The sequence below is a fragment of the Duganella sp. Root198D2 genome (assembly GCF_001428585.1).
Classification (GTDB): domain Bacteria; phylum Pseudomonadota; class Gammaproteobacteria; order Burkholderiales; family Burkholderiaceae_D; genus Rugamonas.
Genome location: NZ_LMIC01000001.1, coordinates 408,487 through 435,339 on the forward strand (window position 1 = coordinate 408,487; position 26,853 = coordinate 435,339).

Here is a 26,853-nt window from a genome sequence, read left to right on the forward strand (position 1 = left end):
TATTGATTAAAGTCCGAGCGCTTGATCAGATGTCTTGCATTCGTTCGCCAGTTGGCGGTTCACCTTGGAATCCAGCAGCATGCCCTTGGCAGGGATGCCGATCCAGATCAGGCCTGCAATCTTGTTCTCGAAGCGTTGCGCACCGGTGGAGGTGGCTTCGCGAGTCAGGCGGTGCAGGCGGTTCTTCCAGCGCATGACGATGCTGTTGCCGTCGTCGGCGCTGCTGTAAATGGTGATCTTGTTGCCCAGCTCGCAGGCGTAATTGGTCGCCGTGCGCCCGCTCACGCTCGATTCCGACTCGCCTTGGGTGGCGGCGGGTTTGGCGGCTTTTTTAGGGGCTGCATGTGCGGATGGGGCGGCGATGGCGAGGGCCATGGCGCAGGCGGTGATCAGTTTCATAAACGACATTATTGGGTTCCTTTTGATTCGGCCACCCCGACTAGGGCGGCAACGGAGTCCGGCAGCGGCAGGCCTGCGAGCTTGGCTCGCTGCAGAACCGTCCAATAATAGCGATAGCTCGCGCGGTCATGCAAGCGACCATGCTGGTTAATCGGGCCCCACTGTACCTTCTCTGCCTCATGCAGGATGGTTGCGGCCTCGTTTACCTCGGATGCACGCGGCGTAAATGCTTTTATGACAGGTTTTATCTGGCTCGGGTGGATGCTCCACATGCGCGTGAAGCCGAATTCCGCGGCTGCGCGCTGGGCGTCGGTCGCCACCACGGCGGAGTCCTTGATTTCAGTGGTGACGTTATGCGACGGCACCTTGCCGTGCGCGTGGCAGGCGGCGGCGATTTCCAGCTTGGCGCGCACCACCAGCGGGTGGGTGAACTGGCCCGGCGTGCGCATCGCGCTGCCCGGCACGGCCCCGTAGTGGGCCGAGACGAAGTCCATGATGCCGAAGGACAGGCATTCCACCTGGGGCAGGGCGGCGATATCGTGCACGTCGCGCAGCGCGCCGTGGGTCTCGATCAGCACGTGCACCGGCACCGGCGATGTGCGGCCGGACCTGGCGGCATGCTTGTTCACCAGTTCGATAGCGCGCGCGACTTCCTGCACGCTTTCCGGCTTGGGAATCACGATATAGGCCAGCTTGTGGCCTGCTTCGGTACAGATGATTTCGACGTCGCGCTCGAAGAACGCGCTGTTGACGTCGTGCACGCGGGCGCCGATGCGGTTGAAGGCATTGGCTTCGTCCAGCAGCAGCAGGGCGACCAGCTTGGCGTGGGATTCTTCGTTGCCGGCGGCGGCGCCGTCCTCGCAATCGAAGGTGATGTCGAACAGGGGACCAAGCTCTTGTTGCAGGGCCATGGATTTGCGCATCAGCTTTTCACTGCCGGCGTAGTGGTCGCAGGCAGGGAGCAGCAGCGGCTGGCGTGTGCCCTGGAATAAAACCTCGGATGGATGCATTGGTGCGTTAGATGAAACAACAGCCGCGCTGCCATCGGCAGCGCGGCGGGTACGGCGGAGCGGTGGTTTAACCGGTTCCACTGTAAGAGACGATTATGGCAGCAGGTGCTTCACGCCTTCACGCTCTTCGGTCAGTTCCTTCAGCGTGATGTTGATGCGCTCTTGCGAGAAGGCGTCGATGTCCAGGCCCTGGACAATCTTATATTCGCCGTTTTCGCAGGTCACCGGGAAGCCGAACATGGTGCCTTCAGGGATGCCGTAGGAGCCGTCGGATGGGATGCCCATGGTGGTCCACTTGCCGTTGGTGCCCAGGACCCAGTCGCGCACGTGGTCGATTGCTGCCGAAGCTGCCGAAGCTGCCGAGGACAGGCCGCGTGCTTCGATGATCGCTGCGCCGCGCTTGCCCACGGTTGGCAGGAAGGTGTTGGCGTTCCATTCCTGGTCGTTGATCATGTCCTTGACCGATGCGCCGTCGATGGTGGCGAAGCGGTAGTCGGCGTACATGGTTGGCGAGTGGTTGCCCCATACGCACATCTTTTCGATGTCCTTGACGGCCTTGCCGGTCTTGGTGGCGATCTGGGACAGGGCGCGGTTGTGGTCCAGGCGCAGCATGGCGGTGAAGTTCTTCGCTGGCAGCGATGGAGCGGACTTCATGGCGATGTAGGCGTTGGTGTTGGCTGGGTTGCCCACCACCAGAACCTTGATGTTGCGCGAAGCGACGGCGTCCAGCGCCTTGCCTTGCACGGTGAAGATCTGCGCATTGGCTTCCAGCAGGTCTTTACGCTCCATGCCTGGGCCGCGAGGACGGGCGCCAACCAGCAGGGCCACGTCGGCGTCCTTGAAGGCGGTCATCGGGTCGGAGTGGGCGCTCATGCCGGCAACCAGGGGGAACGCGCAGTCGTCGATTTCCATCATCACGCCTTTCAGCGCTTTCTGGGCCTTCTCGTCAGGGATTTCCAGCAGTTGCAGGATGACTGGCTGGTCTTTGCCCAGCATGTCGCCGTTGGCGATACGGAACAGCAGGGAATAGCCGATCTGGCCGGCGGCGCCGGTAACGGCAACACGCATTGGGGTTTTAGCCATGGTGAATCTCCAAAGTGGACGTGAAAACGGTGTAAGCTCGTAATGATACGACAATTCGGGCGAGTGTAGGCGCCTGTCGACTGGCTGTCAATCCTATCTTATGTCTTATATAAGACATATAAGTTATAGGATTTTTCTGGACGTGAGGGGTTGGATGTGGTGGAATAGCGGGCTATGAATCCCGTCACGCCCAACCAGACCACTTCTGACGCCTTAGGCGCGGCCGGCGCTCCGTCCCCCACATTCTCTCCCCTGTACCAGCAGATAAAAGGCCTGATTACCCAGAGCCTGCAGTCCGGCGAATGGAAGCCGGGCGAGATGATCCCCAGCGAAGTCGAATTGGCCAACCGCTTCAAGGTCAGCCAGGGCACGGTGCGCAAGGCGATCGATGAGCTGGCGGCGGAAAACCTGGTGATGCGCCGCCAGGGCAAGGGGACGTTCGTGTCCACCCACCATGAGGCGCGCGCGCACTTCCGTTTCCTGCGCCTGGTGCCGGACGAAGGTGTGCCGCATTACCCCGAATCCCGGTTTATTGAAGTCAAGCGCCTGCGTGCGCCCGCCGAAGTGGCGCGCCTGCTCGACCTGAAATCGGGCGACGCCGTGGTCTACATCAAGCGCGTGCAAAGTTTCGACAACGTGCCAACCATCGTCGAAGAGCTGTGGCTGCCCGGCGTGATCTTCAAAGGCCTGACGGCAGAGCGCCTGAATGAATACAAAGGCCCGATGTACGGCCTGTTCGAGTCCGAATTCGGCACTCGCATGATCCGCGCGCAAGAAAAGATCCGGGCTGTGTGTGCCGAGGAGGGCGATGCCGCGCTGCTCAAAGTTGCGGCAGGCATGCCGCTGCTGTGCGCCGAACGCGTGTCCTTCACTTATGGCGATAAACCGGTCGAATTGCGCCGCGGCCTGTACCTGACGGAACGGCATCATTATCAAAATGATCTCAGTTAAGGTGCGCTGCAATAATATTTTGGTGATATGTAACAATACATATTGGTCGTAAGTGCAAAAATCGGCGAAAATCGTAGCTTCGCCAAGTTTGGCAAATCATTTGTAATAAAGCATAGGGAGGTTGTATATGACTGAAGCCGTGCGGGAAACCCCAAAAAAAGAGCGGCCAGAATTCCGTAACATCCACGTTACGGATCTGATGAACTACCGACTGCCGATGGCTGGCATCGTCTCCATCCTGCACCGCATCAGCGGCGCCCTGATGTTCCTGCTGTTGCCGTTCGTGCTGTACCTGCTGCAGGAATCGCTGCGCTCCGAGTACACCTTCGCCAACTTCATGCTCATCGCCTCCCACCCGATCGCGAAGCTGGTCATGCTGGCCCTGGTCTGGGGCTACACCCAGCACTTCTGCGCCGGCGTACGCCACCTGGTCATGGATACCCACGTCGGCCTGGACAAGGATTCCGCGCGCAAGTCCGCCACCGTGGTGGTCGTGATCACTGTCATCGTGACCGCGCTGGTCGCCCTGAAATTGTTTGGAGTGTTCTAAATGGCTAACAATAACATCGGCCCAAAACGCCTGGTTGTCGGCGCCCACTACGGCGTCAAGGATTGGCTGGTCCAGCGCGTGACCGCCGTGCTGATGGTGGTGTACACCGCCGTCCTGTTCTTCATGATCTTCACCTCGTCGACCCCGTCGTACGAAGGTTGGGCGGAACTGTTCGCCAAGCAGTGGTTCAAGCTGTTCAGCGCCGTGACCCTGCTGGCCCTGTTCTATCACGCCTGGGTCGGCATCCGTGACATCTGGATGGACTACATCAAGCCGGTCGGCCTGCGCCTGTTCCTGCAAATCGCTACCATTGGCTGGCTGATCGCCTGCGCCGCCTGGTCGCTGCAAATTCTGTGGAGTGTGTAAATCGTGGCAGCTATTAAATCTGCAATCCCAACCCGTCGTTTTGACGCGGTGATCGTTGGCGCCGGCGGTTCCGGCATGCGCGCCTCCCTGCAACTGGCGGAAGCCGGCCTGAATGTAGCCGTGCTGTCCAAGGTGTTCCCGACCCGCTCCCACACCGTGGCAGCGCAGGGCGGCATCGGCGCCTCGCTGGGCAATATGTCGGAAGACAACTGGTACTGGCACATGTTCGACACCGTCAAAGGTGGCGACTACCTCGGCGACCAGGATGCGATTGAATTCATGTGCCGCGAAGCACCGAAAGTCGTCTACGAGCTGGAACACTTCGGCATGCCTTTCGACCGCAACCCGGACGGCACCATTTACCAGCGTCCGTTCGGCGGCCACACCGCGAACCTGGGCGAGAAGCCAGTGCAGCGCGCCTGCGCCGCGGCCGACCGTACCGGCCACGCACTGCTGCACACCCTGTACCAGCGCAACGTGCGCGCCCGCACCCACTTCTTCGTTGAGTGGATGGCCCTGGACCTGGTGCGCGATGCCGACGGCGACGTGGTTGGCGTGGTTGCCCTGGAAATGGAAACCGGCGAATGCATGATCCTGGAAGCCAAGACCACCATCTTCGCAACCGGCGGCGCAGGCCGCATCTTCGCAGCATCGACCAACGCCTTCATCAACACCGGTGACGGCATGGGCATGGCGGCACGTGCCGGCCTGCCGCTGCAAGACATGGAATTCTGGCAGTTCCACCCGACCGGCGTGGCCGGCGCGGGCGTGCTGATCACCGAAGGCGTGCGCGGCGAAGGCGGCATCCTGATCAACTCGAACGGCGAACGCTTCATGGAGCGCTACGCTCCGACCCTGAAAGACCTGGCGCCACGCGACTTCGTGTCGCGCTCCATGGACCAGGAAATCAAGGAAGGCCGCGGCTGCGGTCCTAATAAAGACCACGTTCTGCTGGACCTGCGCCACATCGGCTCCGAGACCATCCAGAAGCGCCTGCCATCGATCCTGGAAATCGGCCACAAGTTCGCCAACGTCGACGCGACCAAGGAACCGATCCCGGTCGTTCCGACCATCCACTACCAGATGGGCGGCATCCCGACCAATATCCACGGCCAGGTAGTCGTGCCTAACGGCGACGGCAGCCAGAAGATCGTGAACGGCCTGTACGCCATCGGCGAATGCGCCTGCGTCTCCGTGCACGGTGCCAACCGCCTGGGCACCAACTCCCTGCTGGACCTGGTGGTGTTCGGCCGCGCGGCCGGCAACCACGTGGTGGCACAGAACCTGAAGCAGAAGGAAAACAAGCCTTTGCCGAAGGACGCAGCCGACTTCGCAATGAACCGCCTGAACCACCTGGAAACCGCTACCGGTGGCGAGCGCGTGCAAGACGTCGCCAACGACATCCGCGCCACCATGCAGAAGTACTGCGGCGTGTTCCGTACCGACGACATGCTGGCCAAAGGCGTAGAAGAAATCCTGAAGCTGGACGAGCGCCGCAAGCACGTTTCGTACAACGACAAGTCCAAGGTGTTCAACACCGCCCGCGTGGAAGCGCTGGAACTGGACAACCTGATCGAAACTGCAAAAGCGACCATCGTATCGGCCAATGCGCGTAAGGAATCCCGCGGCGCCCACGCCCAGGACGACCACCCGAAACGCGACGACGAAAACTGGATGAAGCACACGCTGTGGTTCTCCGAAGGCAACCGCCTGGAATACAAGGCAGTCGTCACCAAGCCGCTGACGGTCGAAACCTTCAAGCCAAAAGCACGTACTTTCTAAGCAAGGGCCTCACAACATGGCACGCACTCTCAAATTCAAGATTTACCGCTACGATCCGGACAAGGACGCCAAGCCTTACATGCAAGACCTGACGGTCGAACTGAAAGACACCGACAAGATGCTGCTGGATGCACTGCAGCGCATCAAGTCCGATGTCGATGATTCGCTGTCGCTGCGCCGCTCCTGCCGCGAAGGCGTGTGCGGTTCCGACGCGATGAACATCAACGGCAAGAACGGCCTGGCCTGCACCACCAACCTGAACGAGCTGAGCGAGCCTATCGTGCTGCGCCCGCTGCCAGGCCTGCCGGTGGTGCGCGACCTGATCGTCGACATGACCCAGTTCTTCAAGCAATACCACTCGATCAAGCCGTTCCTGATCAACGACTCGATCCCTCCGGAGAAAGAGCGCCTGCAGTCGCCTGCGGAACGCGAAGAACTGGACGGCCTGTACGAGTGCATCCTGTGCGCCTGCTGCTCGACTTCCTGCCCGTCGTTCTGGTGGAACCCGGACAAGTTCGTCGGTCCAGCCGGCCTGCTGCAAGCCTACCGCTTCATCGCCGACTCGCGCGACGAAGCCACCGGTGAGCGCCTGGATAACCTGGAAGACCCGTACCGTCTGTTCCGTTGCCACTCGATCATGAACTGCGTCGACGTGTGCCCGAAAGGCCTGAACCCTAACAAGGCGATCGGCAAGATCAAGGAACTGATGGTGCGTCGCGCCATTTAATAAACATGGCCGAACTCGAAAAACGAGCGCATCAGGCCGATCCGACCAACCGTGCGCGCCTACGCTGGCGCGCACGACGGGGCCTGCTGGAAAACGACCTTATCCTGACTCGTTTCCTCGATGCGCACGAAGCAGGATTGACCGACGAGGAAGTGGACGCGTTCACGCGACTCCTCGATTTGTCGGACAATGCACTGATGGATCTGGTCTTGGCCCGCAAGGAGCCGGAAGGCGAAATAGACCTGCCGCATGTACATGCGTTACTGGCTCGCCTGCGCCAAGCCTGAGTTAAGTTTTTTTATTTGCTGCATCTCTCCCAAAGGAAGAGTCCATGAACATCTCTGATACCAAAGCAACGCTATCGTTCTCCGACGGCAGCCCATCGGTCGAAATGCCGATCTACAAGGGCACCGTGGGCCCGGACGTCATCGACATCCGCAAGCTGTACGGCACCACCGGCAAATTCACCTACGACCCAGGCTTCATGTCCACCGCGTCGTGCAACTCCTCGATCACCTATATTGACGGTGACAAGGGCGAGCTGCAATACCGCGGCTACCCGATCGAACAGCTGGCCGTGAACGCCGACTTCATGGAATCGTGCTACCTGCTGCTGAACGGCGACCTGCCGAACGCAGTGCAGAAGAAACAGTTCGTCGACACCGTGACCAAGCACACCATGGTCCACGAACAGATGCAATTCTTCTTCCGCGGCTTCCGCCGCGACGCGCACCCGATGTCGGTACTGGTTGGTACCGTCGGCGCGCTGGCATCGTTCTACCACGACTCGCTGGACATCAACGATGCCAAGCAGCGTGAGATTTCGGCCATCCGCCTGATCGCCAAGCTGCCAACCCTGGTTGCCATGGCATACAAATACTCGATCGGCCAGCCGTTCGTGTACCCACGCAACGACCTGTCGTACTCCGCCAACTTCATGCGCATGATGTTCGGCAATCCATGCGAAGAGTACAAGGTCAACGACGTGCTGGTGCGCGCCCTGGACCGCATCCTGATCCTGCACGCAGACCACGAGCAGAACGCCTCGACCTCGACCGTCCGTCTGGCCGGTTCCTCGGGCGCCAACCCATTCGCCTGTATCGCTGCCGGTATCGCTTGCCTGTGGGGCCCTGCCCACGGCGGCGCGAACGAAGCTGCACTGAACATGCTGAAAGAAATCGGCACCGTCGACAAGATCCCGGCTTTCATCGCCCAGGTGAAAGACAAGAACTCCGGCGTCAAGCTGATGGGCTTCGGTCACCGCGTGTACAAGAACTTCGACCCACGTGCCAAGCTGATGCGCGAAACCTGCCACGAAGTGCTGCAAGAGCTGGGCCTGCAAGACGACCCACTGTTCAAGCTGGCCATGGAACTGGAAAAGATTGCGCTGAACGACGAATACTTCGTCTCCCGCAAGCTGTACCCGAACGTGGACTTCTACTCCGGCATCGTGCAGTCGGCCCTGGGCATCCCGGTGTCCCTGTTCACCGGTATCTTCGCCATGGCCCGTACCATCGGCTGGATCGCCCAGTGGAACGAAATGATCGCCGACCCGGAGCAGAAGATCGGCCGCCCACGCCAGCTGTTCGTTGGCTCGGCAGTGCGCGACGTGCCTCCGCTGAAAGACCGCAAGTAGTCCTTGCAGCCTTCTCGGGGAAAAAGCGAGCTTCGGCTCGCTTTTTTTATTCCCAGCGAAGGCAAAATGTTGTCAATTCGAAAGATTTCAATAATACTATCGGGTTCGACGTCTTCTTCTGCGAATTTAAGGAATCAACTTGTCTGCGAACGTTCATCAAGCGAGCCAGTGCGGGAAAATTGTCAGTATCCACCCGATTGGGCGACTGGGCCTGCTCTATCCTGTGCTTGCCGTCTTGCTGATTGTCACGGCTATTGCACTGGCCTTCGTCGCCGCCGACGCCCAGGCCACGGTGAGGGATGTCGACTTGCCTGTATTCTTGAGAATAATTGCTGGAATATGCGGATTGCTTGCCATCGTCATTGCCGTCCGCTGGTATAGGCTCAAAGGCTCAAGCCTGACGGTGTTCGAGAAGGGAATGGCCTATAGGCTCAGGGGCAAAACCCATTTCTTCGGCTGGCGCGAGGTGCAGTACGTGACTGTTCGCGCCACCAAATTGCTCGGCTTCCCCACTCGACGCACATGGGTCAAGGTAAGGTTGGCGCCCCAGACCACCCTGAAGTTCTCCGACAGCTATAAGGAGGTTTTCGTGCTTGGCATCAACCTTCTCACGCTGACAGCGGCGGAGATGGTTCCGCTTGTGATTGCGAAAATGGAGCATGGGGAGACGGTGGATTTTGGTGCGCTTAAGGTCAGCCGTGACGGGCTCCGCAGGCGCTTCGGCAAGGTTTCCTGGGCAGAAGTCGGTGATGCAGAACTAAGGGCGGGGCAAGTCATCATCAAGAAAAAGGGGCGCCGGATTCCTTGGGGGCGGCCTCACTCCTTCCAGATCAAGAACCTCTTCGTTTTTCTGGCGGTACTTGAACACTTCACTCAAATCGATACTGGCCCGGCTAAGATTCCGCAACAAATGGTTGCATTGGCTTGAGCAAGCGCCGTTTGACGAGATCGTTGAGTAATCAAGAATTCGGTGCCAGGTCTGTCATTTGGACACGCAAGCTGCACGTTTGATCTAACTCAAGATGTTGTCCTTTGACGAATATATTGATGAATCATGCTCACCAACTTGGTGCGTCTTGAGATTGATCAAAGGTGCGTGCGCATTGTCCAAATGACAGACCTGGCACCGAATTCTGGCTCCGAATTCGGCACCGAATTCTGGCAACGTATCCGCCCGATTAGGTATCGTCATCTGCTACCTGTGGGAGCGCCATGTTAACGCTGGCGATTAAGGTTGATTTCCCTTGGATATGGAAATCCAGCCTGCCATCATGCCAATTCTTAAATTTGGCGAGGAAATAGCGGATGTTGAAATGGATTTTTCTGGCGGCTTCTCTGTTGGCGGCTCGTGCCTGGTCTGCTGATATTCAAGAGCTGCGAGTCGATGGGATGCGGCTGTCAATTCCATATGCGGATTTCATCAAGGTGCGGCCGGAAGCGGTGGGGCAAAACGGTTGGCATATGTATTCTCCTGTGCCCCAGGATAAAAAGGAATTGGGATTCTCGGTGCGGGGATATATGCGTGGCTTCGAAAGCGGGCGCGGGTGTTCGGCTGCAATTGGGTTCTCGAATACAAGCGCTGTTGAAACCGAAAAGCTGAGTCAGAATATCGCGGCTCTGCTTACTGCACATAAGATGGTCAAAACGACCGTGGTCGAGCAGGGTGGCACGCGCTTTAGTTATTGGGAAGGGCCGGGCGCTTATGCTTCAATTGATAGGCTTATCAAAGGAAGCGAATCCTTTGGCGTTTCGTTGCAAATGACGCTGAAGAGTTGCCCTGATAGCGCTGACCAGTTCAAGTCACGCCCTCCAACCAAAAAGTAGGACGTCAAGACAGAAATTCGTCGAGCGCGGATTAACTGGATCAAGCGAGCTACGGCTCGCTTTTTCTTGCCATATTTTTTTACTGTGGCCAGTCATGCTGCAACTTGGCACGTTTAGGCTTAATTTTGGTTTGACGGCATTGTAGTCCTCCAGGTAGTGACGGGTTCTGTTATCGTTGAGCCCATCCAGCTACTGCAGCCAAGTACTTTCTCATTTCACGGAGGCTTGCTTGTTCACCCGTCGTACCCTCATTCTCGCCACCGCGCTGGCAATCCCTGTTGCGGCCCAAGCTGTCCCGAATACTTCCGATACCCGACTGCTATCCGAGCCGGCGATTTCTAAAGAAAACATTGCATTTATCTATGCTGGCGACGTCTGGTTGGCCGACCAGAATGGCCGGGATGTGCGGCGTCTAACCTCGGATATCGGCGAAAAGTCTAATCCGGTCTTTTCTCCCGATGGCCGGTCAATCGCCTATAGTGCGAATATAGACGGCAATACGGATGTGTTTATCCTGCCGATTGCCGGCGGGATTCCACGCCGTTTGACTTGGCACCCGGGTGCGGACGTGGTGCAAGGTTTTACGCCGGATGGGGCGCAGGTCTTATTCACGTCGCCGCGCGTGGCGTTTAATAACCGGTACCGCAATCTATTTACCGTTCCGGTAGGGGGTGGCGTCGAAACGAAGCTTGAGATCGCAAACGCCGCGCGTGCGACTCTTTCGCCTGATGGGCGGTCCATCGCTTATAACCCGACTTCGCCGGCATTCTTGCAATGGAAGCGTTATCGTGGTGGCTTAAATTCGATAATCTGGCTGTTTAATCGCGACACTCTGGCGGTGGAGCGAATTCCGCAACCTGCCAGCCGTGTTAATGACGCGGATCCGATGTGGGTGGGAGATAAAGTCTATTTCCGTTCTGATCGCGATGGGGAATTTAATCTTTACGTTTACGACACGCGCAGCAAAGCAATTAGCCAACTGACCCGGCATACCGATTTTCCCGTATTGAATGCGGCATTATCCGGTGGAAGAATTGTGTATGAGCAGGCAGGTTATCTGCATATGCTCGACCTCGACAGTGGTGTGGCTGCCGGCCGCAGGCTCGCGATCGGCGTCAGCGCCGACCTGGGCTTGTCGCGGGAGCGCTGGGTGCGTGGGGCGAAATATATTCGCGCGGCTTCAGTGTCGCCATCGGGGGCAAGGGTGGCGTTTGAATTCCGCGGCGACATCGTCACGCTTCCGGCTGAGAAGGGCGATATTCGCCATTTGACGCAGACGCCGGGGGCTCACGAGCGCGGGCCAGCCTGGTCGCCGGATGGGCGCCAGGTTGCCTACTTTTCGGATGAAAGTGGCGAGTACGCTTTGCATGTCCGACAACAAGACGGCAAGGGCGAGTTGCGCAAGTTCAAACTGAATGGCTCCGGATTTTTCGAGCGCGCGGCCTGGTCGCCGGATAGCAAGAAGATTGCCTTTATCGATAATTCCTGGACGCTGTATTTCATCGACCTGGCGACGGGCGTGCAGACGAAGGTTGCTACCGAACCCATGTACGGCGTCGACAAGTCGCTGCGCGGCACCTGGTCGCCGGATTCGCGCTTCATCGCTTACACGCTCAATTCGCTGAGCTACACGCGCACGGCCTACATCTATGCGCTGGAAGAAGATAAATCCCATGCGGTGACGGACGGGCTATCCGATGTCGCCAACCCGGTGTTCGACCGCAATGGCAAGTACTTGTACTTCTTCGCATCCACCGATGCGGGACCGAGCAACAACTGGTTCTCGCTGCAGAACCAGGATAACCACCCGACGCGTTCACTCTGGCTGATGGTGCTGAGGAACGATGTTCCGTCGCCGCTGGTGCGCGAAAGTGATGAAGAGAAGGGCGCGGCAAGTGCAGCGCCTGCGCCGAAGGAGCCACCGAAGGATGGTGCCGCAGGCGACAAAAATGAAGAACGCGTTCTGGCCGACACCTCCACCAGCCGCGGCGCGGACGCCAAGGCGAAAGCCGCCGCTGCGACGGCCAAGCCGCCGGCTCCGATGCGCATCGACTGGGAGGGTATTTCGACCCGAGTGATCGACATGCCGCCGCCGGTTTCGGAATACTTCGATCTCGAAGCCGGCGGGGAAGGGCAAATCTTCTTCCTGCGCGAAGTGGATGGCAAGCGCCAGGTCCAGCGCTTCGACCTGAAAGAGCGCAAGACCGAAACCATTGTTGCGGACGCGGAGGACTTCGAAATCAGCGCTGACGGTAAGAAGATCGCCTGGCGTTTGAAAGAGCAGTGGAATATGGGCTCCGCCACCGGCAAGCTGCTGTCGCCGTCCGAGGGCAAGCTGCGTGTGGAAGCCATCGAAACCAAGGCCGACCCGCGTGCGGAATGGAGGCAGATCTACGATGAAGTCTGGCGCATCAACCGCGACTACTTCTATGACCCGCATATGCATGGAGTGAACTGGAAAGCCATGCGCGACAAATACGCCCAGTTCCTGCCTGACGTCGCCACGCGCAGCGACCTGAATCGTGTGATCCAGTGGCTGTGCAGCGAACTGGCGGTCGGCCACCACCGCGGCGGCGGCGGCGATAATTTCATCGATGCCAAACCGGTGCCGGGCGGACTGCTTGGCGCCGACTACGAAATTGCCAATGGCCGCTATCGCTTCAAGAAGGTCTACGGTGGCCTGAACTGGAACCCGACGCTGCGTGCGCCATTAACCGAGCCGGGTCTTAACGTGAAAGTGGGCGAGTACCTGCTGGCGGTTGATGGCCGTCCGCTGGCGCCACCGACCAACCTGTATAGCGCCTTCGAAAATACCGCAAACAGGTCGCTGGAAATTACGGTCGGCCCGAGCGCGGATGGCAAGGGCGCGCGCCACATTACGGTAGTGCCGGTGGCGAGCGAAGATGCGCTGCGCAACCGCGACTGGGTAGAGGGGAATATCCGTAAAGTGGATGCCGCAACCGGCGGGCGTGTGGCGTATGTCTACGTGCCGAATACTGCGAGCCTGGGGCACACTTACTTCAAACGCTACTTCTATCCGCAGTCGTACAAGGACGCGATCATTGTCGATGAACGCTTCAATGGCGGCGGCAGCCTGGCCGACTATTACATCGAGCTGCTGCAGAAGCAGGAGATCGCGTGGTGGGCCATGCGTTATGGTGCGGACATGAAGACACCATCCGCTTCGATCCAGGGCCCGCGCGCGATGCTGATCGATGAAACGGCCGGCTCGGGCGGCGACCTGCTGCCGTGGATGTTCCGCAAGAATAAGCTTGGCCCGCTGATCGGCAAGCGCACTTGGGGCGGACTGGTTGGCATCCTCGGCTTCCCGGTGCTGCTGGATGGCGGCACGATCACTGCGCCGAACCTGGCGTTCTGGACGCGCGAAGGCGGTTGGGGAGTTGAGAATGAAGGCGTTGCGCCGGATATTGAAGTCGACCAGAATCCGGCGGATGTGATTGCGGGCCGCGACCCGCAGCTTGAAAAAGCGATCGAGGTGATCAAGGCCGAACTGGCGAAGTCACCGCCAAGCCGTCCGCCGCGCCCCGCTTATCCGGACAAGAGCCGTTGATTCAATCCGCTGCCTCCAGCCTTGCTGCAGCTTCGGCAAATGCAGGGCGTGTTTCAGGTGCCGGGTGCAGGCAATCATTTGCCAGTGCCCGCACCTGGGGCAATTCTTCTTCGCCGCGTTCCAGCAGTTCTTCCAGCAAATAGCCGAAGGCCCTTACTTCCAGCCGCTCTAGCGCGGATGCGCGTATGGTGCCCGGCGCGAAGCATGAGGCCCCGCCGAAATCTCCCAGCACTGCATTGCCCTTGCCGCAGTTGAGGATATTGTGCGCGTACAGGTCGCCGTGCATGATGCCGCGCTCATGCAAATGTGCTGCTGCGGAAGCAATGCTACGGGCAATGCCAAGCAGGGCTTCCGTAGTGAAGTGCTGGTCGTCGGCGTAGACGTCGCGCGTACAGCTTGCGAAGCTCGGCGGGCCCGCCAGGTTGCGTAAATCCGGGTCGACCAGCGGCATGACCAGTGCCGGCAGGCTTGCGGGATGGTCCGGAATAGTTCCAAGAACGGGAATCAGGTTGGGATGCTTGCCGGCTCCGATGCAGGCGGCGATTTCCTGTGCCGGCAGGCCATCGCTGGTCATGGCGCCCTTATACACTTTGACCGCCACAGGCTCTCCATTGAGTATAGCCTGGTGGATCACGCCGGACGCACCTTCGCCCAGCTTGTGCTGGATTTGCAGCTCGTCCCAAGGAATGCTGGCGGCGGGCGGGATGGCCGCCTCGCTGAAAGGATTGCCGGCAAAAGCCAGCCAGGCAAGGCGCGGCATGGCAGGCAGCCAGTCCGGCAGTCCGGGGAGCTTGTTGGCGGAAATGCGCAGCAGTTCCAACTTGCTGCAGTTCGCCAGCGCGGACGGCAATGCACTTAGGCGATTACCTGACAACATGAGCTTCTGCATGTCGATGCATTTGCCGATTTCACCGGGCAGTTGTTCGATGCGGTTGTCGGTCAGGATCAACCAGCGCAGGCGAGGGGGCAGGGCGGCGGCGGGCACGCTCGTGATCCGGTTCGCCTTGAAGCCGATCATCGTCAGCGAAGGGCAGCGGCCCAGTACTGCCGGCAGCTCGGTGAACTGGTTTTCGGAACAGAAGATGATGCGCAGGCGGCGCAGGCGTGGCAGGTCGTCCGGCAGGGAGGACAGGGAGTTGCCGGTAAGGTCCAGGATCTCCAGCGTTTCGGCCAGGTCGAATATCTCGCGCGGGAATTCAGTCAGGGCGCAGCGCAATTGCAGCCGCACTGCGCCGGCGAGTTCACCGGAGCGCAGTTGTTGAAGCGTTTGCATCTGGTCTCTTGGGGAATTTTGGTGGGCGCAGTATAGCTTGTTGCGCTCAACTTTCCTCGTCCAGCATTTTCTGGATTTCCGCGCGCTCTTTGGCTGACACGTGACCGCCGCGCAGCGCCGCCATCACCAGCGCCTTGCCGGAACCGGCAAAAGCCTTGTGGATCAAGTCTTTTAATAGCGAGGTCTGGATCGAGTCCTGCTGCTCGGCAGGTGAGTAGACGTGGGCGCGCTGGCTTTCATCGCGGTTCAGCAGACCCTTGGTATGCATGACTTGCAGCAGGCGCAGCACCGTGGCGTATTGCATATCCGGCCGTGTTGCCACCGCTGCCTCATGCACCTGCCGCGCAGTCGCCGGGCCTAGCGCAAACAAGAGGCGCAGCATTTCCAGTTCGCTAGGGGTAGGTTTCGGCAGGGCCATGATAGATCCAGGAAGAACATCGATGGATCTAGAATAAATTATCTAGACATAAAAGTCTACACTCGCGAACGGCTGACCCCATGGTGTGACACGGGCTGGGCTGTGGTGCTTTTACCAGGCGAGTTCGCCTTTGGCGACTTTGGCGCTCAGTTGCAGGGCGCTTTCAAGGCCGGCTTGCGGGTAGGAGGCCTTCATCGCTGCGACCAGGGCTGCACTGTTTGCGGCGGCTGGGGTGGCGGCTTCGAAGCGGCGCAGGTAGTCGGCGGTGTAGCTGATGGCGTCCGGCGTCAGGGCGGAGCCGGGGGCGAAGTGGCCGGGGACGACGGTGGTTGGCTTCAGGCCGGAAATTTCGTCAAGCACGGACAGCCATTGGACGCGCGATTCCGCTGTCTGGGTGTCGGCAACCCATACGTGCAGGCCTTTGAACAGCACCACGCCGCCGACCACGGCTTTGATCGATGGGATCCATACATAGCTGCGGTCGCCCTGGCCTTTGACTTGCAGCTTTTGGCCTTCCAGTTCGATGTCGCCTTGCAGAAGTTCCGGCATCACCACGCCTTTAGGGGCGTTGGCGCCGAGGATCGGGCCCCAGTAGGCAACCTTGGCCTGGGCTTTCTTTTCCATGGCGGCGATGGTGGTGCCGCGTGCCACGATGCGCGCTTGCGGGAAGGCGGCTTTCAGCACGTCCAGGCCGAAGTAGAAATCCGGGTCGCCGTGGCTGACATAAATAGTGGTCAGGCGCTTGCCGCTGGCTTTGATCTGGGCGGCCAGCTTTTCAGCTTCGGCGCGCGAGAACTGGGCGTCCACCAGCACGGCGTCTTTCTCGCCTTTTACCAGTACTGAGGCAACCGGGAAGATGGCGGCTTCGCCCGGGTTGAAAACTTCCAGCGTCAGCGGGGCGGCGGAGGCGCCAACGGTGCTTGCTGCGAATGCGGCTGCTGCGAGGGTGTGCTTGATCATCTCTGTATTCCTTTCGGTGATTGGATGGCGCCAGTGTAGGCCTTATGACATGATCGAAAAATAGCGTATATTGAAACTGTTTATTGCATAAATCGCTCATATGGACCGTATCGCTTCCGCTAATGTCTTTGTCACTATCGCCGATCGGGGCAGCCTGGCCGGGGCGGCGGAGGCGCTGGACATGTCGCGTGCCATGGTCACGCGCTACCTGGCGGAGATGGAGGAGTGGGCGGGTGCGCGCTTGCTGCACCGGACTACGCGCCGCCTGGGCCTGACCGCGGCGGGGGAGCTGACGTTGGCGCGTTGCCGTGAGCTGCTGGCGCTGGCCGGGGCGATTCCGGCGGCGGGCGATGCGGGAGCCGGGGAGCCGCGCGGCTTGCTGCGGGTGGCTTGCGCGCAGTTCCTGGCACAGGCGGCGCTGGCCGATGCGCTGGCGGAATTCTTGCGCCGGTATCCGCAGGTGACGGTCGACCTGCAGGTCGATAACCGCGCCGTAAACCTGGTCGAACAGCGCATCGATCTGGCGATCCGTATTACCAATGCGCTGGAGCCGAACCAGATTGCGCGCAAGCTGGGTGAGTGCCGCTCGATGCTGGCGGCGGCGCCGGCCTACCTGGCCGAATATGGCGCGCCGTCCGATCCGCAGGAACTGGCGCGGCATAACTGCCTGGCGTATAGCTATTTCGGCAGGAGTGTGTGGATGCTGGCGCGCGATGGCGAGCCGCCGCAGGAGGTGCCGGTGGGCGGCAATCTCTCTTCGAACGAGTCGATGGCTTTGCTGGCGGCGGCCGGGCAGGGCGCCGGCATTGCCATGCAGCCGCGCTTCGTGGTGCAGCCACTGGTGACGCAGGGCCGGCTGGTGCAGGTATTGCCGGATTGGCAACCGCAGGCTTTGGGGATTCATGCCATTTACACATCACGCCAGCACATGCCGCCTGCGCTGCGGGCCTTGCTGGATTACCTGGCCGACTGGTTCGCCCGGCGCGGCGCGGAGTTTTAGTTGTTTCAGTTCAACGACAGTGCTATGCTAGGCGACCGTTTTTGGAAAATCTGGAAACAACAGAGCCCTTCCCCACAACTTGATGTGCAATCCGCTAACCGGTCAGGCCGTGTCGCGGAAGGTTTGAACAACCCGCTAATTCCTCGCGAAGCGCGAAGAAAGGTGAGCAAAGAAATGATGCAACAACAGACGTCCAATTCCTACCTGTTTGGTGGGAACGCGCCGTACGTAGAAGAACTGTACGAGGCGTATCTTGAAAATCCTGGCTCCGTGCCAGACAACTGGCGCCAGTACTTCGACGCCATGCAGAACGTGCCGGCAGTTGACGGCAGCGCCAAGCCAGACGTCGTCCATTCGTCCGTCATCGCCTCCTTCGCCGAACGCGCGAAAGCGGGTCCAATCCGTACCATCGTCGCTTCGTCCGACGCCGAAATGGGCCGCAAGCGCGTGGCCGCCACCCAGCTGATCGCAGCCTACCGCTACCTGGGCTCTCGCTGGGCCAACCTGGATCCGCTGCAGCGCCAGGAACGTCCGAGCATTCCTGAACTGGAACCGTCGTTCTATGGCTTCACCGACGCCGACCAGGACACCGTATTCAACATCAGCAACACCTACTTCGGCCCGGAGACCGCGACCCTGCGCGACCTGACCAACCTGCTGAAGGACACCTACACCCGCTCCGTCGGCGCGGAGTACATGTACATCTCCGATCCGGCCGAAAAGCGCTGGCTGCAGGAGCGCCTGGAATCGATCCGTTCGACCCCGGCATTCACCGCCGAAAAGAAAAAGCACATCCTGGAGCGCCTGACCGCTGCTGAAGGCCTGGAGCGCTACCTCCACACCAAGTACGTCGGCCAGAAGCGCTTCTCGCTGGAAGGCGGCGAGACGTTCATCGCTTCCCTGGACGAAGTGATCCAGCGCGCCGGTGAAAAAGGCGTGCAGGAAATCGTGATCGGCATGGCCCACCGCGGCCGCCTGAACGTGCTGGTGAACACCCTGGGCAAGGCGCCTAAGGATCTGTTCGAAGAGTTCGAAGGCAAGCACGCCGACGACCTGCCGGCCGGCGACGTGAAATACCACCAAGGCTTCTCGTCCGACATCTCCACCGCAGGCGGCCCGGTCCACCTGTCGCTGGCGTTCAACCCGTCCCACCTGGAAATCGTCAACCCTGTGGTTGAAGGTTCGGTCAAGGCCCGTATGGACCGCCGCGGCGACGCGCACGGCGCGCAAGTGCTGCCGATCCTGGTGCACGGCGACGCGGCATTCGCCGGCCAGGGCGTTGTGATGGAAACCCTGAACCTGGCGCAGACCCGCGGCTACGGCACCGGCGGCACCGTGCACATCGTGATCAACAACCAGATCGGCTTCACCACCTCCGATCCGCGCGATGCGCGTTCCACCATTTACTGCTCCGACGTCGTGAAGATGATCGAAGCGCCTGTGCTGCACGTGAACGCCGACGATCCTGAAGCCGTGGTACTGGCTTCCCAGATCGCCCTGGACTACCGCCTGCAGTTCAAGAAAGACATCGTTGTCGACATCATTTGCTACCGCAAACTGGGCCACAACGAACAGGATACCCCGGCGCTGACCCAGCCGCTGATGTACAAGAAGATCGCCAAGCACCCAGGCACCCGCAAGATGTACGCGGACAAGCTGGCAACCCAGGGCGTGATCCCGGCCGACGGCGGCGACGCCATGGTGGCCGCCTACCGCGCTGCGATGGACGCTGGCAAGCACACCGTCGATCCTGTGATCTCGAACTTCAAGAACAAGTACGCCGTCGACTGGCTGCCGTTCCTGAACCGCAAATGGACCGACGCGGCCGATACCGCCGTGCCGATGACTGAGCTGAAGCGCCTGGCCACTGCCATCACCACCGTGCCGGAAAGCTTCAAGGTGCACTCGCTGGTGGAAAAAGTGCTGGCCGACCGCGCCAGCATGGGCAAGGGCGACATGAACCTGGACTGGGGCATGGGCGAGCACCTGGCGTTCGCGTCGCTGGTTTCCTCCGGCTACGCGCTGCGCCTGACCGGCCAGGACGCCGGCCGCGGCACCTTTACCCACCGCCACGCTGTGCTGCACGACCAGAACCGCGAGCGCTGGGATGCCGGTACCTACATCCCGCTGCAGAACATCTCCGAAGGCCAGGCGCCGTTCACCGTGATCGACTCCGTGCTGTCCGAAGAGGCAGTGCTGGCCTTCGAATACGGCTACTCGACCGCCGAGCCTAACACCCTGACCATCTGGGAAGCCCAGTTCGGCGACTTCGTCAACGGCGCCCAGGTTGTAATCGACCAGTTCATCAGCTCCGGCGAAGTGAAGTGGGGCCGTGCTTCCGGCCTGGTCATGATGCTGCCGCACGGTTACGAAGGCCAGGGCCCGGAGCACTCGTCGTGCCGCCCAGAGCGTTTCCTGCAGCTGTGCGCTGACAACAATATGCAAGTTGTGCAGCCGACCACCGCATCGCAGATCTTCCACGTGCTGCGCCGCCAGATGGTGCGCCAGTTCCGCAAGCCGCTGGTGATCCTGACTCCTAAGTCGCTGCTGCGTAACAAGGACGCTGGCTCCCCGCTGGAGCAACTGGCCAAGGGCGCGTTCCAGACCGTGATCGGCGAGGTGGACGAGTCGATCGACGCCAAGAAGGTCAAGCGCGTGATCGCCTGCTCCGGCAAGGTGTATTACGACATCGTGAACACCCGCAAGACCCGCGGCGCGACCGATACCGCCATCGTGCGTATCGAGCAGCTGTATCCATTCCCGCACAAGGCGTTCGCTGCTGAACTGAAGAAGTTCCCGAACCTGACCGAAGTGGTGTGGGCGCAGGACGAGCCGCAGAACCAGGGTCCTTGGTTCCAGATCCAGCACAACATCTTCGAGGCTATGGAATCGGGCCAGAAGCTGGCGTACGCCGGCCGCCCAGCTTCCGCTTCGCCTGCCGTGGGTTACTACGACAAGCACTACGCGCAGCAGAAAGACCTGCTGGAAACCGCGTTCTCGAAGCTGAAGGGCTTCATCCTGACCAAGTAATCACGCATCAAGCGGGTGAGCCGCCCGCCAGGTGCGGGCGGCGCAAAAAATACACAAAATTCGGAGTAAAAAACAAATGGCACAAATCGAAGTCAAAGTTCCTCAACTGTCGGAATCCGTCGCTGAAGCGACCCTGCTGGCCTGGCACAAGAAAGTCGGCGAGGCAGTGGCCCGCGACGAAAACATGATCGACATCGAGACCGACAAGGTTGTCCTGGAACTGCCGGCACCGGCCGCAGGCGTGGTTGTGCAGGTGATCAAGGCCGACGGCGCCACCGTGGTTGCCGGCGAAGTGATCGCCATCATCGATACCGACGCCGCCGCAGGCGCCGCTCCTTCGGCTCCAGCCGCTGCCGCTGCACCAGCTGCCGCCGCCCCAGCCGCGTCCGCCGACAAGTCCGGCGTTGCCATGCCAGCCGCCGCCAAGATCCTGTCCGAAGCCGGCATCGCCGCTTCCGACGTTGCCGGTTCCGGCAAAGACGGCCGCGTGACCAAGGGCGACGCCCTGGCTGCCGCCGCTGCGCCAAAACCAGCTGCTCCAGCTCCGCTGGCACCAGCCGCTCCTAAGGCGCAGCTGCAGAAGGTTGCTGCTCCAGCCGCCGCCAACCTGGGCGACCGTCCGGAAGAGCGCGTGCCGATGAGCCGCCTGCGCGCACGTATCGCCGAGCGCCTGGTTGAGTCCCAGTCCACCAACGCCATCCTGACCACCTTCAATGAAGTCGACATGAAGCCGGTCATGGACCTGCGTAACAAGTACAAGGACAAGTTCGAGAAGGAACACGGCGTGAAGCTGGGCTTCATGTCCTTCTTCGTCAAGGCCGCTGTGCACGCGCTGAAGAAGTACCCGATCCTGAACGCTTCGGTTGACGGCAACGACATCGTCTACCACGGCTACTTCGACATCGGTATCGCTGTGGGTTCCCCACGCGGCCTGGTGGTGCCTATCCTGCGCAATGCAGACCAGATGAGCATCGCCGAGATCGAGAAGAAGATCGGCGAATTCGGCCAGAAAGCCAAGGAAGGCAAGCTGACCCTGGAAGACCTGACCGGCGGTACCTTCTCCATCTCGAACGGCGGCACCTTCGGCTCCATGCTGTCGACCCCGATCATCAACCCACCACAATCCGCAATCCTGGGCGTGCACGCCACCAAGGACCGCGCTGTTGTCGTTGACGGCCAGATCGTGATTCGCCCAATGAACTACCTGGCGATGTCCTACGACCACCGTATCATCGACGGCCGCGAAGCTGTCCTGGGCCTGGTCGCAATGAAGGAAGCCCTGGAAGATCCAGCACGCCTGCTGCTGGACCTGTAATAAACCGGTAAGTCAGTGCCTGACCCGCAGGGTCAGGCACTTGGCCTGCAAGTCAGCGACCGCCGCCTGATAGGTGTCTGACCCTGTGGGTCGGACACCGGGTTACCGGTTTAAAAAATCGAAGGGGGTCACATGAGCGTCTCCGAAGAACTGAAGCGCCTGCACGAACTGCACCAGGCTGGTGCCCTGAGCGATGAAGAATTCGCCCGTGCCAAGGAAAAGATGCTGCAAGCCGGCGGCAGCAGCCAGCAGGCAGGCGACGATTTCGTCGCCGAAGTCGGCAGGCTGCGCCGCTCCACCACCGACCGCTGGCTGGGCGGCGTGTGCGGCGGCATCGCCAGGCAATCCGGCATCGAGTCCTGGATCTGGCGCCTGATCTTCGTTCTGGTCGCATCATGCCTCGGCTTCGGCGGCCTGATTTACATCCTTATGTGGATTTTCGTCCCCACGGACGACCAATGATTGGGAATAGACATGAGCAACAAACAATTTGACGTAGTAGTTATCGGCGCCGGTCCTGGCGGTTACATCGCCGCCATCCGCGCGGCGCAACTGGGCTTCTCCGTAGCCTGTATCGACGAATGGAGCAACGACGCCGGCAAGCCAGCCCCAGGCGGCACCTGCACCAACGTAGGCTGCATCCCATCGAAAGCGCTGCTGCAATCGTCGGAACACTTCGACCACGCATCGCACGGCTTCAAAGAGCACGGCATCAACGTGGAAGGCCTGTCCTTCGACGTCGGCCAGATGCTGAAGCGCAAGAACACCGTTGTGAAGCAAAACAACGACGGCATCCTGTTCCTGTTCAAGAAGAACAAGGTCACCTTCTTCCACGGTCGCGGCGCGTTCGCCGGCGCCGCTGGCGCGGAAGGCTACCCGATCGCCATTTCGGGCCAGACCACCGACACCATCACCGGCAAGCAGATCATCGTTGCTACCGGCTCCAATCCACGCGCACTGCCAGGCGCGCCATTCGACGAGAAACTGATCCTGTCGAACACCGGCGCCCTGAACATTGAATCCGTACCGGCCAAGCTGGGCGTGATCGGTGCCGGCGTGATCGGCCTGGAACTGGGCTCCGTGTGGCGCCGCCTGGGTTCGGAAGTGACCGTGCTGGAAGGCCTGCCGACCTTCCTCGGCGCAGTCGACGAGCAGATCGCCAAGGAAGCATTGAAGCTGCTGACCAAGCAAGGCCTGTCGATCAACCTGTCCTGCAAGATCACCAAGGTTGAAGCCGGCAAGAACAACGTCACCGTTGAATACACCGACGCCAAGGGCGAAGCCCAGAAGTCCGTGTTCGACAAGCTGATCGTCTCGATCGGCCGTACCGCCAACACCATCGGCCTGGGCGCCGACAAAGTGGGCCTGGCTGTCGACGAGCGCGGCATGATCACCGTGGATGAAGACTGCAAGACCAACCTGCCGAACGTCTGGGCAATCGGCGACGTGGTGCGCGGCCCGATGCTGGCGCACAAGGCGGAAGAGGAAGCAGTTGCCGTGGCTGAGCGTATCGCCGGCCAGCATGGCCACACCAACTTCAACACCCTGCCGTCCGTCATCTACACCCACCCGGAAATCGCTTCCGTGGGCAAGACCGAGCAGCAGCTGAAGGCTGAAGGCGTGGCATACAAAGCCGGCACCTTCCCATTCCTGGCAAACGGCCGCGCACGTGCGCTGGGCGATACCAACGGCATGGTGAAGTTCCTGGCCGATGCAAGCACCGACGAGATCCTGGGCGTGCACATTGTTGGCCCGATGGCTTCCGAGCTGATCTCCGAAGCGGTGGTGGCGATGGAGTTCAAGGCTTCTGCCGAAGACATCGCGCGCATCTGCCATGCACACCCATCGCTGTCCGAAGCGACCAAGGAAGCAGCGCTCGCTGTTGACAAGCGTACGCTGAACTTCTGATAAGGCCGGGGTCTGGCTCCGACATGAGGCACGCGCAGCGTGTTTCATGTCGGCTGCCTGACCCCATGGTTCTCAATGAACGTCCAAGAGTTTTACCAGCATGCGCTCACGCAGCGCGACTTCAAAGCCGACGCCGCCCAACAGCGCGCCGTCGACCGCCTGCAGCAGTGCTACGACGCGTGGGTCGAGTACAAATCGCAGCGCTCGAATTCCTTCAAACGCCTGATCAACCGTCCGACGCCGCCGCGCGGCGTGTACATGTGGGGCGGGGTGGGGCGCGGCAAATCCTTCCTGATGGATTCGTTCTATTCGGTGATCCCGCTGGTGCGCAAGACGCGCCTGCACTTCCACGAATTCATGCGCGACGTCCACATGCAGCTCGACGAGCTGCGCGGCGTGGAAGACCCGCTGGATGAAGTAGCAAAACGGATCGCCAAGAAGTACCGCCTGATCTGCTTCGATGAATTCCACGTATCGGACGTGGCCGACGCCATGATCCTGTACAACCTGATGAAGGCGCTGTACGACAACGGCGTATCCTTCATCATGACTTCGAATTACGAGCCGTCCACCCTGTACCCGGACGGCCTGCACCGCGACCGCATCCTGCCTACCATCGCCCTGCTGAAGGAAAAGATGGACGTGCTGAACGTGGACGCCGGCGTCGACTACCGCGGCCGCGCGCTGGAGCAGGTGGATGCCTACTACACACCGCTCAACGCCAATACCGACCACCAGTTGCGCGAGGCTTTCGCGCGCGTCGCCGAAACCTCGGATGAAGACCCGCGCATCCATGTCGAGGGCCGCGAGCTGAAAGCCCTGCGCCGCGCCGGCACCATCATCTGGTTTGACTTCGCCACACTGTGCGGCGGCCCGCGCTCGCAGAATGACTACCTGGAAATCGCCAGCCGCTTCCATACCGTGATATTGTCCGGTATTCCGATGATGTCGGCCGGACAATCGTCCGAAGCGCGCCGCTTTACCTGGTTGATCGACGTGTTCTATGACCAGAAGGTCAAGCTGATCATGTCGGCCGAGGTGGAGCCGGAAGAGCTGTACACCTCCGGTGTGCTGTCCAACGAATTCCACCGCACCGTGTCGCGCATCGTCGAGATGCAATCGCGCGAATATATGGAAAAGGAACAGCGCGGCGCTGCCGAAAAGCTGTCCTGACAAGGAGAAAGATTTGAAGAACTGGATCTGGCTGGCCATGTTGCTGCCAAGCGCTGTGCTGGCGCAGGACATCGGCCGTCCGGCGCTGACTGGCGCCCCGCGCATTCCGGAAACCCATTCGGTCGAACAGGCTGACGCGCGCCTGGTGCAGGTGAGGAAGGACCGCGAAGCGGTCGAGGCGGAGTTCAGCGCCAGCGAACAGCTTTGCTACGAGAAGTTCTTCGTCAACAATTGTATCGACAAGGCGAAGGAACAGCGCCGCCTGCGCCTGGCCGAATTACGCTCGGTGGAAGTGGAAGCGAGCTACTTCAAGCGCCGCAGTGCGGTGGAAGTGCGCGATCGCGAACTGGAAGAGCGCAACCAGAAGGATGCTGCCGAAGCGGCCTATAATGCCGCCCATCCAAAGCCGCCAAAGCCCAATCCTGAACTGAAGGCTGCGCGGAAACCGGCTGCCGTGTCGGTGCAGCAGCGCCAGGCGGAACACGATGCCCGCGAACGCGCCCGCGCCGCGCAGGAAGCCTCGGCCGCACCGGAACGCGCGGCCAAAGCCGAGGCATTCGAGCGCAAGAAGGTGGAATCGGAAAAGCGGCAGGCGCAAGTCAAGGCCAAGCTGGCCGAGAAGGAAGAGAAGAAGCGCCATGCTGCGGAGGCGCAGAAAGCCGAAGCCGCAAAAGCCGAGGCAGCAGCGAAGGCCAAAGCAGCAAAGGCCGAAGCCGCGAATAAGCCTTAAACGGCTTTACGCAGCTTCTGCACGGTGTAGTTGACCGCTTCTTTCGGCGGCGCGACCAGCTTGATGATCGCCATCGAGCAGTTGTCGCCCTTGCCCTGCGCACGTTCGCGCGCCTTGTTGATCAGCAGTTCGGCCGCTTCGCGCGGCGATTTCTTGGCGATTGCGCTCGCCAGTTCCACATCCGCAAAATACGACCACAGGCCGTCCGAGCAAAGCAGGAATGCATTGCCTGCCTTGAGGTCTTCCTGCACGCCAAACGTGACGAACGGCTCCCGGTTCTTGTTACCGAGCGCGTTGTTGAGCAGTTTGGCCTGGCGGTGCTTGCGCGCCGCTTCTTCCGGCAGGTTTTCCTTTGCCATCAGGTGGGCGACGTATTCGGCATCGCTGCTGCGGGCCAGGCATTCCTTGTTGTCAAAACGATACAGCCGTGAGTCGCCGACGATGGCCCAGACAGCCTGGCGTTCAGGCGTCAGCACCATCAACACCATGCTCGACTGCGGTTCGCTGGCACCCGTGCGCGGGTCCATCACCAGGATCTGGTGCACATCGTGCGCGATCTCGCGCAGTAATTCTTGCAGGCGCGGCAAGTGGACGGACTCCGCGGCCCGGTATTCTTCAAACAATTGTTTAGCCGTATGCAGCACCTGTTCCGCACCAGTGGCACCGCCGCTGATGCCATCAGCCAGTACGGCTAGCACATAGCCGGGCGCTTTTTGCGCAGTAAACAACGCGACACGGTCATTTTGTTGGGGCCGGCTACCGATGTGTTGCGCGGTTCCGGCCTCGATTTTGTACGTGCTCATAGGGACTTGACAGCTTCTTTCCAATGACTACCTGAGTTAAACTATGCACAGTGTGCAGTTTCGTAGCAAGTATAGCCTGTTGTCCGTACGAAACTGTAAGCAAACGTTAAACGAAATCGTGCCGACTTACCATTTATGATCAACAAAGAAGAAATTCAGCGTCGCATCGTTGAGCTCGATGTCGAGCACCGCGACCTGGATGCAGTCATTGAAATGTTGACCCTGGATGGTCACCACGATCAACTTCAATTGCGCCGCCTCAAGAAGCGTAAGTTGCAATTGAAAGACTATATCACCCTGCTGAAAATGCAATTGGTGCCCGACGTACCGGCCTGAGCAGGGCC

The 26,853-nt window shown here is 60.3% G+C and carries 25 protein-coding genes; 18 read left to right on the forward strand and 7 right to left on the reverse strand.

Translation table 11 applies throughout. The annotated features are described in order from the left end of the window. Positions 1 to 6 precede the first annotated feature (6 nt). The 3 genes from ASE26_RS01915 to ASE26_RS01925 all read right to left on the reverse strand — a co-directional run bounded on the left by ASE26_RS01915 (position 7) and on the right by ASE26_RS01925 (position 2,492). Complete coding sequence (locus ASE26_RS01915) at positions 7 to 408, reverse strand: hypothetical protein (RefSeq protein WP_055931447.1); 402 nt, start codon at positions 406 to 408, stop codon at positions 7 to 9. After that, positions 408 to 1,409, reverse strand: a complete 1,002-nt coding sequence (locus ASE26_RS01920; protein ID WP_055931449.1) for a CoA ester lyase — start codon at positions 1,407 to 1,409, stop codon at positions 408 to 410. The genes ASE26_RS01915 and ASE26_RS01920 overlap by 1 nt, the downstream gene beginning before the upstream one ends. A 93-nt stretch (positions 1,410 to 1,502) precedes the next feature. Next, entirely contained in the window at positions 1,503 to 2,492 is a 990-nt protein-coding gene (locus ASE26_RS01925; RefSeq protein WP_057245494.1) for a malate dehydrogenase, read from the reverse strand. A 174-nt stretch (positions 2,493 to 2,666) separates the two neighbouring features. On the opposite strand from ASE26_RS01925, the gene ASE26_RS01930 reads away from it, so the two are divergent. From ASE26_RS01930 to ASE26_RS01975, 10 genes are all read left to right on the forward strand, one after another. Then, complete coding sequence (locus ASE26_RS01930; protein WP_055931453.1) at positions 2,667 to 3,443, forward strand: GntR family transcriptional regulator; 777 nt, start codon at positions 2,667 to 2,669, stop codon at positions 3,441 to 3,443. Positions 3,444 to 3,570: 127 nt separating this feature from the next. Next, the gene (sdhC, locus tag ASE26_RS01935) at positions 3,571 to 3,993 is read left to right on the forward strand and encodes a succinate dehydrogenase, cytochrome b556 subunit (RefSeq protein WP_057245495.1); all 423 of its coding nucleotides are present in this window, start codon (positions 3,571 to 3,573) and stop codon (positions 3,991 to 3,993) included. Next, positions 3,994 to 4,359: a succinate dehydrogenase, hydrophobic membrane anchor protein gene (gene sdhD, locus ASE26_RS01940; RefSeq protein ID WP_057245496.1), complete on the forward strand. Its 366-nt coding sequence runs from the start codon at positions 3,994 to 3,996 to the stop codon at positions 4,357 to 4,359. A gap of 3 nt (positions 4,360 to 4,362) precedes the next feature. Continuing rightward, complete coding sequence (gene sdhA / locus ASE26_RS01945) at positions 4,363 to 6,141, forward strand: succinate dehydrogenase flavoprotein subunit (protein ID WP_055931463.1); 1,779 nt, start codon at positions 4,363 to 4,365, stop codon at positions 6,139 to 6,141. Positions 6,142 to 6,157: 16 nt separating this feature from the next. After that, positions 6,158 to 6,868, forward strand: a complete 711-nt coding sequence (locus tag ASE26_RS01950; protein ID WP_055931466.1) for a succinate dehydrogenase iron-sulfur subunit — start codon at positions 6,158 to 6,160, stop codon at positions 6,866 to 6,868. A gap of 5 nt (positions 6,869 to 6,873) precedes the next feature. Continuing rightward, the gene (locus ASE26_RS01955) at positions 6,874 to 7,155 is read left to right on the forward strand and encodes a succinate dehydrogenase assembly factor 2 (protein ID WP_055931468.1); all 282 of its coding nucleotides are present in this window, start codon (positions 6,874 to 6,876) and stop codon (positions 7,153 to 7,155) included. Between the two features lie 44 nt (positions 7,156 to 7,199). Beyond that, entirely contained in the window at positions 7,200 to 8,504 is a 1,305-nt protein-coding gene (gene gltA, locus ASE26_RS01960; protein WP_057245497.1) for a citrate synthase, read from the forward strand. Positions 8,505 to 8,643: 139 nt separating this feature from the next. Continuing rightward, a complete protein-coding gene (locus tag ASE26_RS01965; RefSeq protein WP_055931473.1) occupies positions 8,644 to 9,432 on the forward strand; it encodes a DUF6585 family protein in 789 nt (262 codons plus the stop codon). Positions 9,433 to 9,809: 377 nt separating this feature from the next. Beyond that, positions 9,810 to 10,328: a hypothetical protein gene (locus ASE26_RS01970; protein WP_055931476.1), complete on the forward strand. Its 519-nt coding sequence runs from the start codon at positions 9,810 to 9,812 to the stop codon at positions 10,326 to 10,328. Positions 10,329 to 10,557: 229 nt separating this feature from the next. Continuing rightward, entirely contained in the window at positions 10,558 to 13,899 is a 3,342-nt protein-coding gene (locus ASE26_RS01975; RefSeq protein ID WP_057245498.1) for a S41 family peptidase, read from the forward strand. Between the two features lies 1 nt (position 13,900). Here the strand turns inward: ASE26_RS01975 and ASE26_RS01980 are convergent, their stop codons facing one another. From ASE26_RS01980 to ASE26_RS01990, 3 genes are all read right to left on the reverse strand, one after another. After that, entirely contained in the window at positions 13,901 to 15,172 is a 1,272-nt protein-coding gene (locus ASE26_RS01980; RefSeq protein WP_057245499.1) for a leucine-rich repeat-containing protein kinase family protein, read from the reverse strand. A gap of 46 nt (positions 15,173 to 15,218) precedes the next feature. Continuing rightward, the gene (locus tag ASE26_RS01985) at positions 15,219 to 15,590 is read right to left on the reverse strand and encodes a BlaI/MecI/CopY family transcriptional regulator (RefSeq protein WP_055931485.1); all 372 of its coding nucleotides are present in this window, start codon (positions 15,588 to 15,590) and stop codon (positions 15,219 to 15,221) included. 111 nt (positions 15,591 to 15,701) lie between these two features. Then, the gene (locus ASE26_RS01990; RefSeq protein WP_055931488.1) at positions 15,702 to 16,550 is read right to left on the reverse strand and encodes an MBL fold metallo-hydrolase; all 849 of its coding nucleotides are present in this window, start codon (positions 16,548 to 16,550) and stop codon (positions 15,702 to 15,704) included. Between the two features lie 100 nt (positions 16,551 to 16,650). Between ASE26_RS01990 and ASE26_RS01995 the strand changes: the two genes are divergently transcribed. The 7 genes from ASE26_RS01995 to ASE26_RS02025 all read left to right on the forward strand — a co-directional run bounded on the left by ASE26_RS01995 (position 16,651) and on the right by ASE26_RS02025 (position 25,706). Continuing rightward, positions 16,651 to 17,550: a LysR family transcriptional regulator gene (locus tag ASE26_RS01995; RefSeq protein ID WP_055931491.1), complete on the forward strand. Its 900-nt coding sequence runs from the start codon at positions 16,651 to 16,653 to the stop codon at positions 17,548 to 17,550. Positions 17,551 to 17,724: 174 nt separating this feature from the next. Beyond that, the gene (locus ASE26_RS02000; protein ID WP_055931494.1) at positions 17,725 to 20,580 is read left to right on the forward strand and encodes a 2-oxoglutarate dehydrogenase E1 component; all 2,856 of its coding nucleotides are present in this window, start codon (positions 17,725 to 17,727) and stop codon (positions 20,578 to 20,580) included. A gap of 76 nt (positions 20,581 to 20,656) precedes the next feature. Next, on the forward strand, positions 20,657 to 21,895 hold the full coding sequence (gene odhB / locus ASE26_RS02005) for a 2-oxoglutarate dehydrogenase complex dihydrolipoyllysine-residue succinyltransferase (protein WP_055931498.1): 1,239 nt from the start codon (positions 20,657 to 20,659) through the stop codon (positions 21,893 to 21,895). Between the two features lie 132 nt (positions 21,896 to 22,027). Further along, entirely contained in the window at positions 22,028 to 22,357 is a 330-nt protein-coding gene (locus ASE26_RS02010; RefSeq protein WP_055931501.1) for a PspC domain-containing protein, read from the forward strand. Positions 22,358 to 22,369: 12 nt separating this feature from the next. Next, positions 22,370 to 23,803 carry a dihydrolipoyl dehydrogenase gene (lpdA, locus tag ASE26_RS02015; RefSeq protein WP_055931504.1) on the forward strand — a complete coding sequence of 478 codons (1,434 nt, stop codon included), beginning with the start codon at positions 22,370 to 22,372 and terminating at the stop codon, positions 23,801 to 23,803. Positions 23,804 to 23,878: 75 nt separating this feature from the next. Next, positions 23,879 to 24,976: a cell division protein ZapE gene (gene zapE, locus ASE26_RS02020; RefSeq protein ID WP_055931508.1), complete on the forward strand. Its 1,098-nt coding sequence runs from the start codon at positions 23,879 to 23,881 to the stop codon at positions 24,974 to 24,976. A 13-nt stretch (positions 24,977 to 24,989) separates the two neighbouring features. After that, a complete protein-coding gene (locus ASE26_RS02025; protein WP_055931511.1) occupies positions 24,990 to 25,706 on the forward strand; it encodes a hypothetical protein in 717 nt (238 codons plus the stop codon). Here ASE26_RS02025 and ASE26_RS02030 read toward each other — a convergent pair. After that, positions 25,703 to 26,509 (reverse strand): PP2C family serine/threonine-protein phosphatase, encoded by an 807-nt coding sequence (locus ASE26_RS02030; protein ID WP_055931514.1) that lies wholly within the window; start codon positions 26,507 to 26,509, stop codon positions 25,703 to 25,705. The two genes, ASE26_RS02025 and ASE26_RS02030, sit on opposite strands and share 4 nt — an antisense overlap. Before the next feature lie 135 nt (positions 26,510 to 26,644). Between ASE26_RS02030 and ASE26_RS02035 the strand changes: the two genes are divergently transcribed. Further along, positions 26,645 to 26,845, forward strand: a complete 201-nt coding sequence (locus ASE26_RS02035) for a YdcH family protein (protein ID WP_055931517.1) — start codon at positions 26,645 to 26,647, stop codon at positions 26,843 to 26,845. The last annotated feature ends 8 nt before the right edge of the window (positions 26,846 to 26,853 follow it).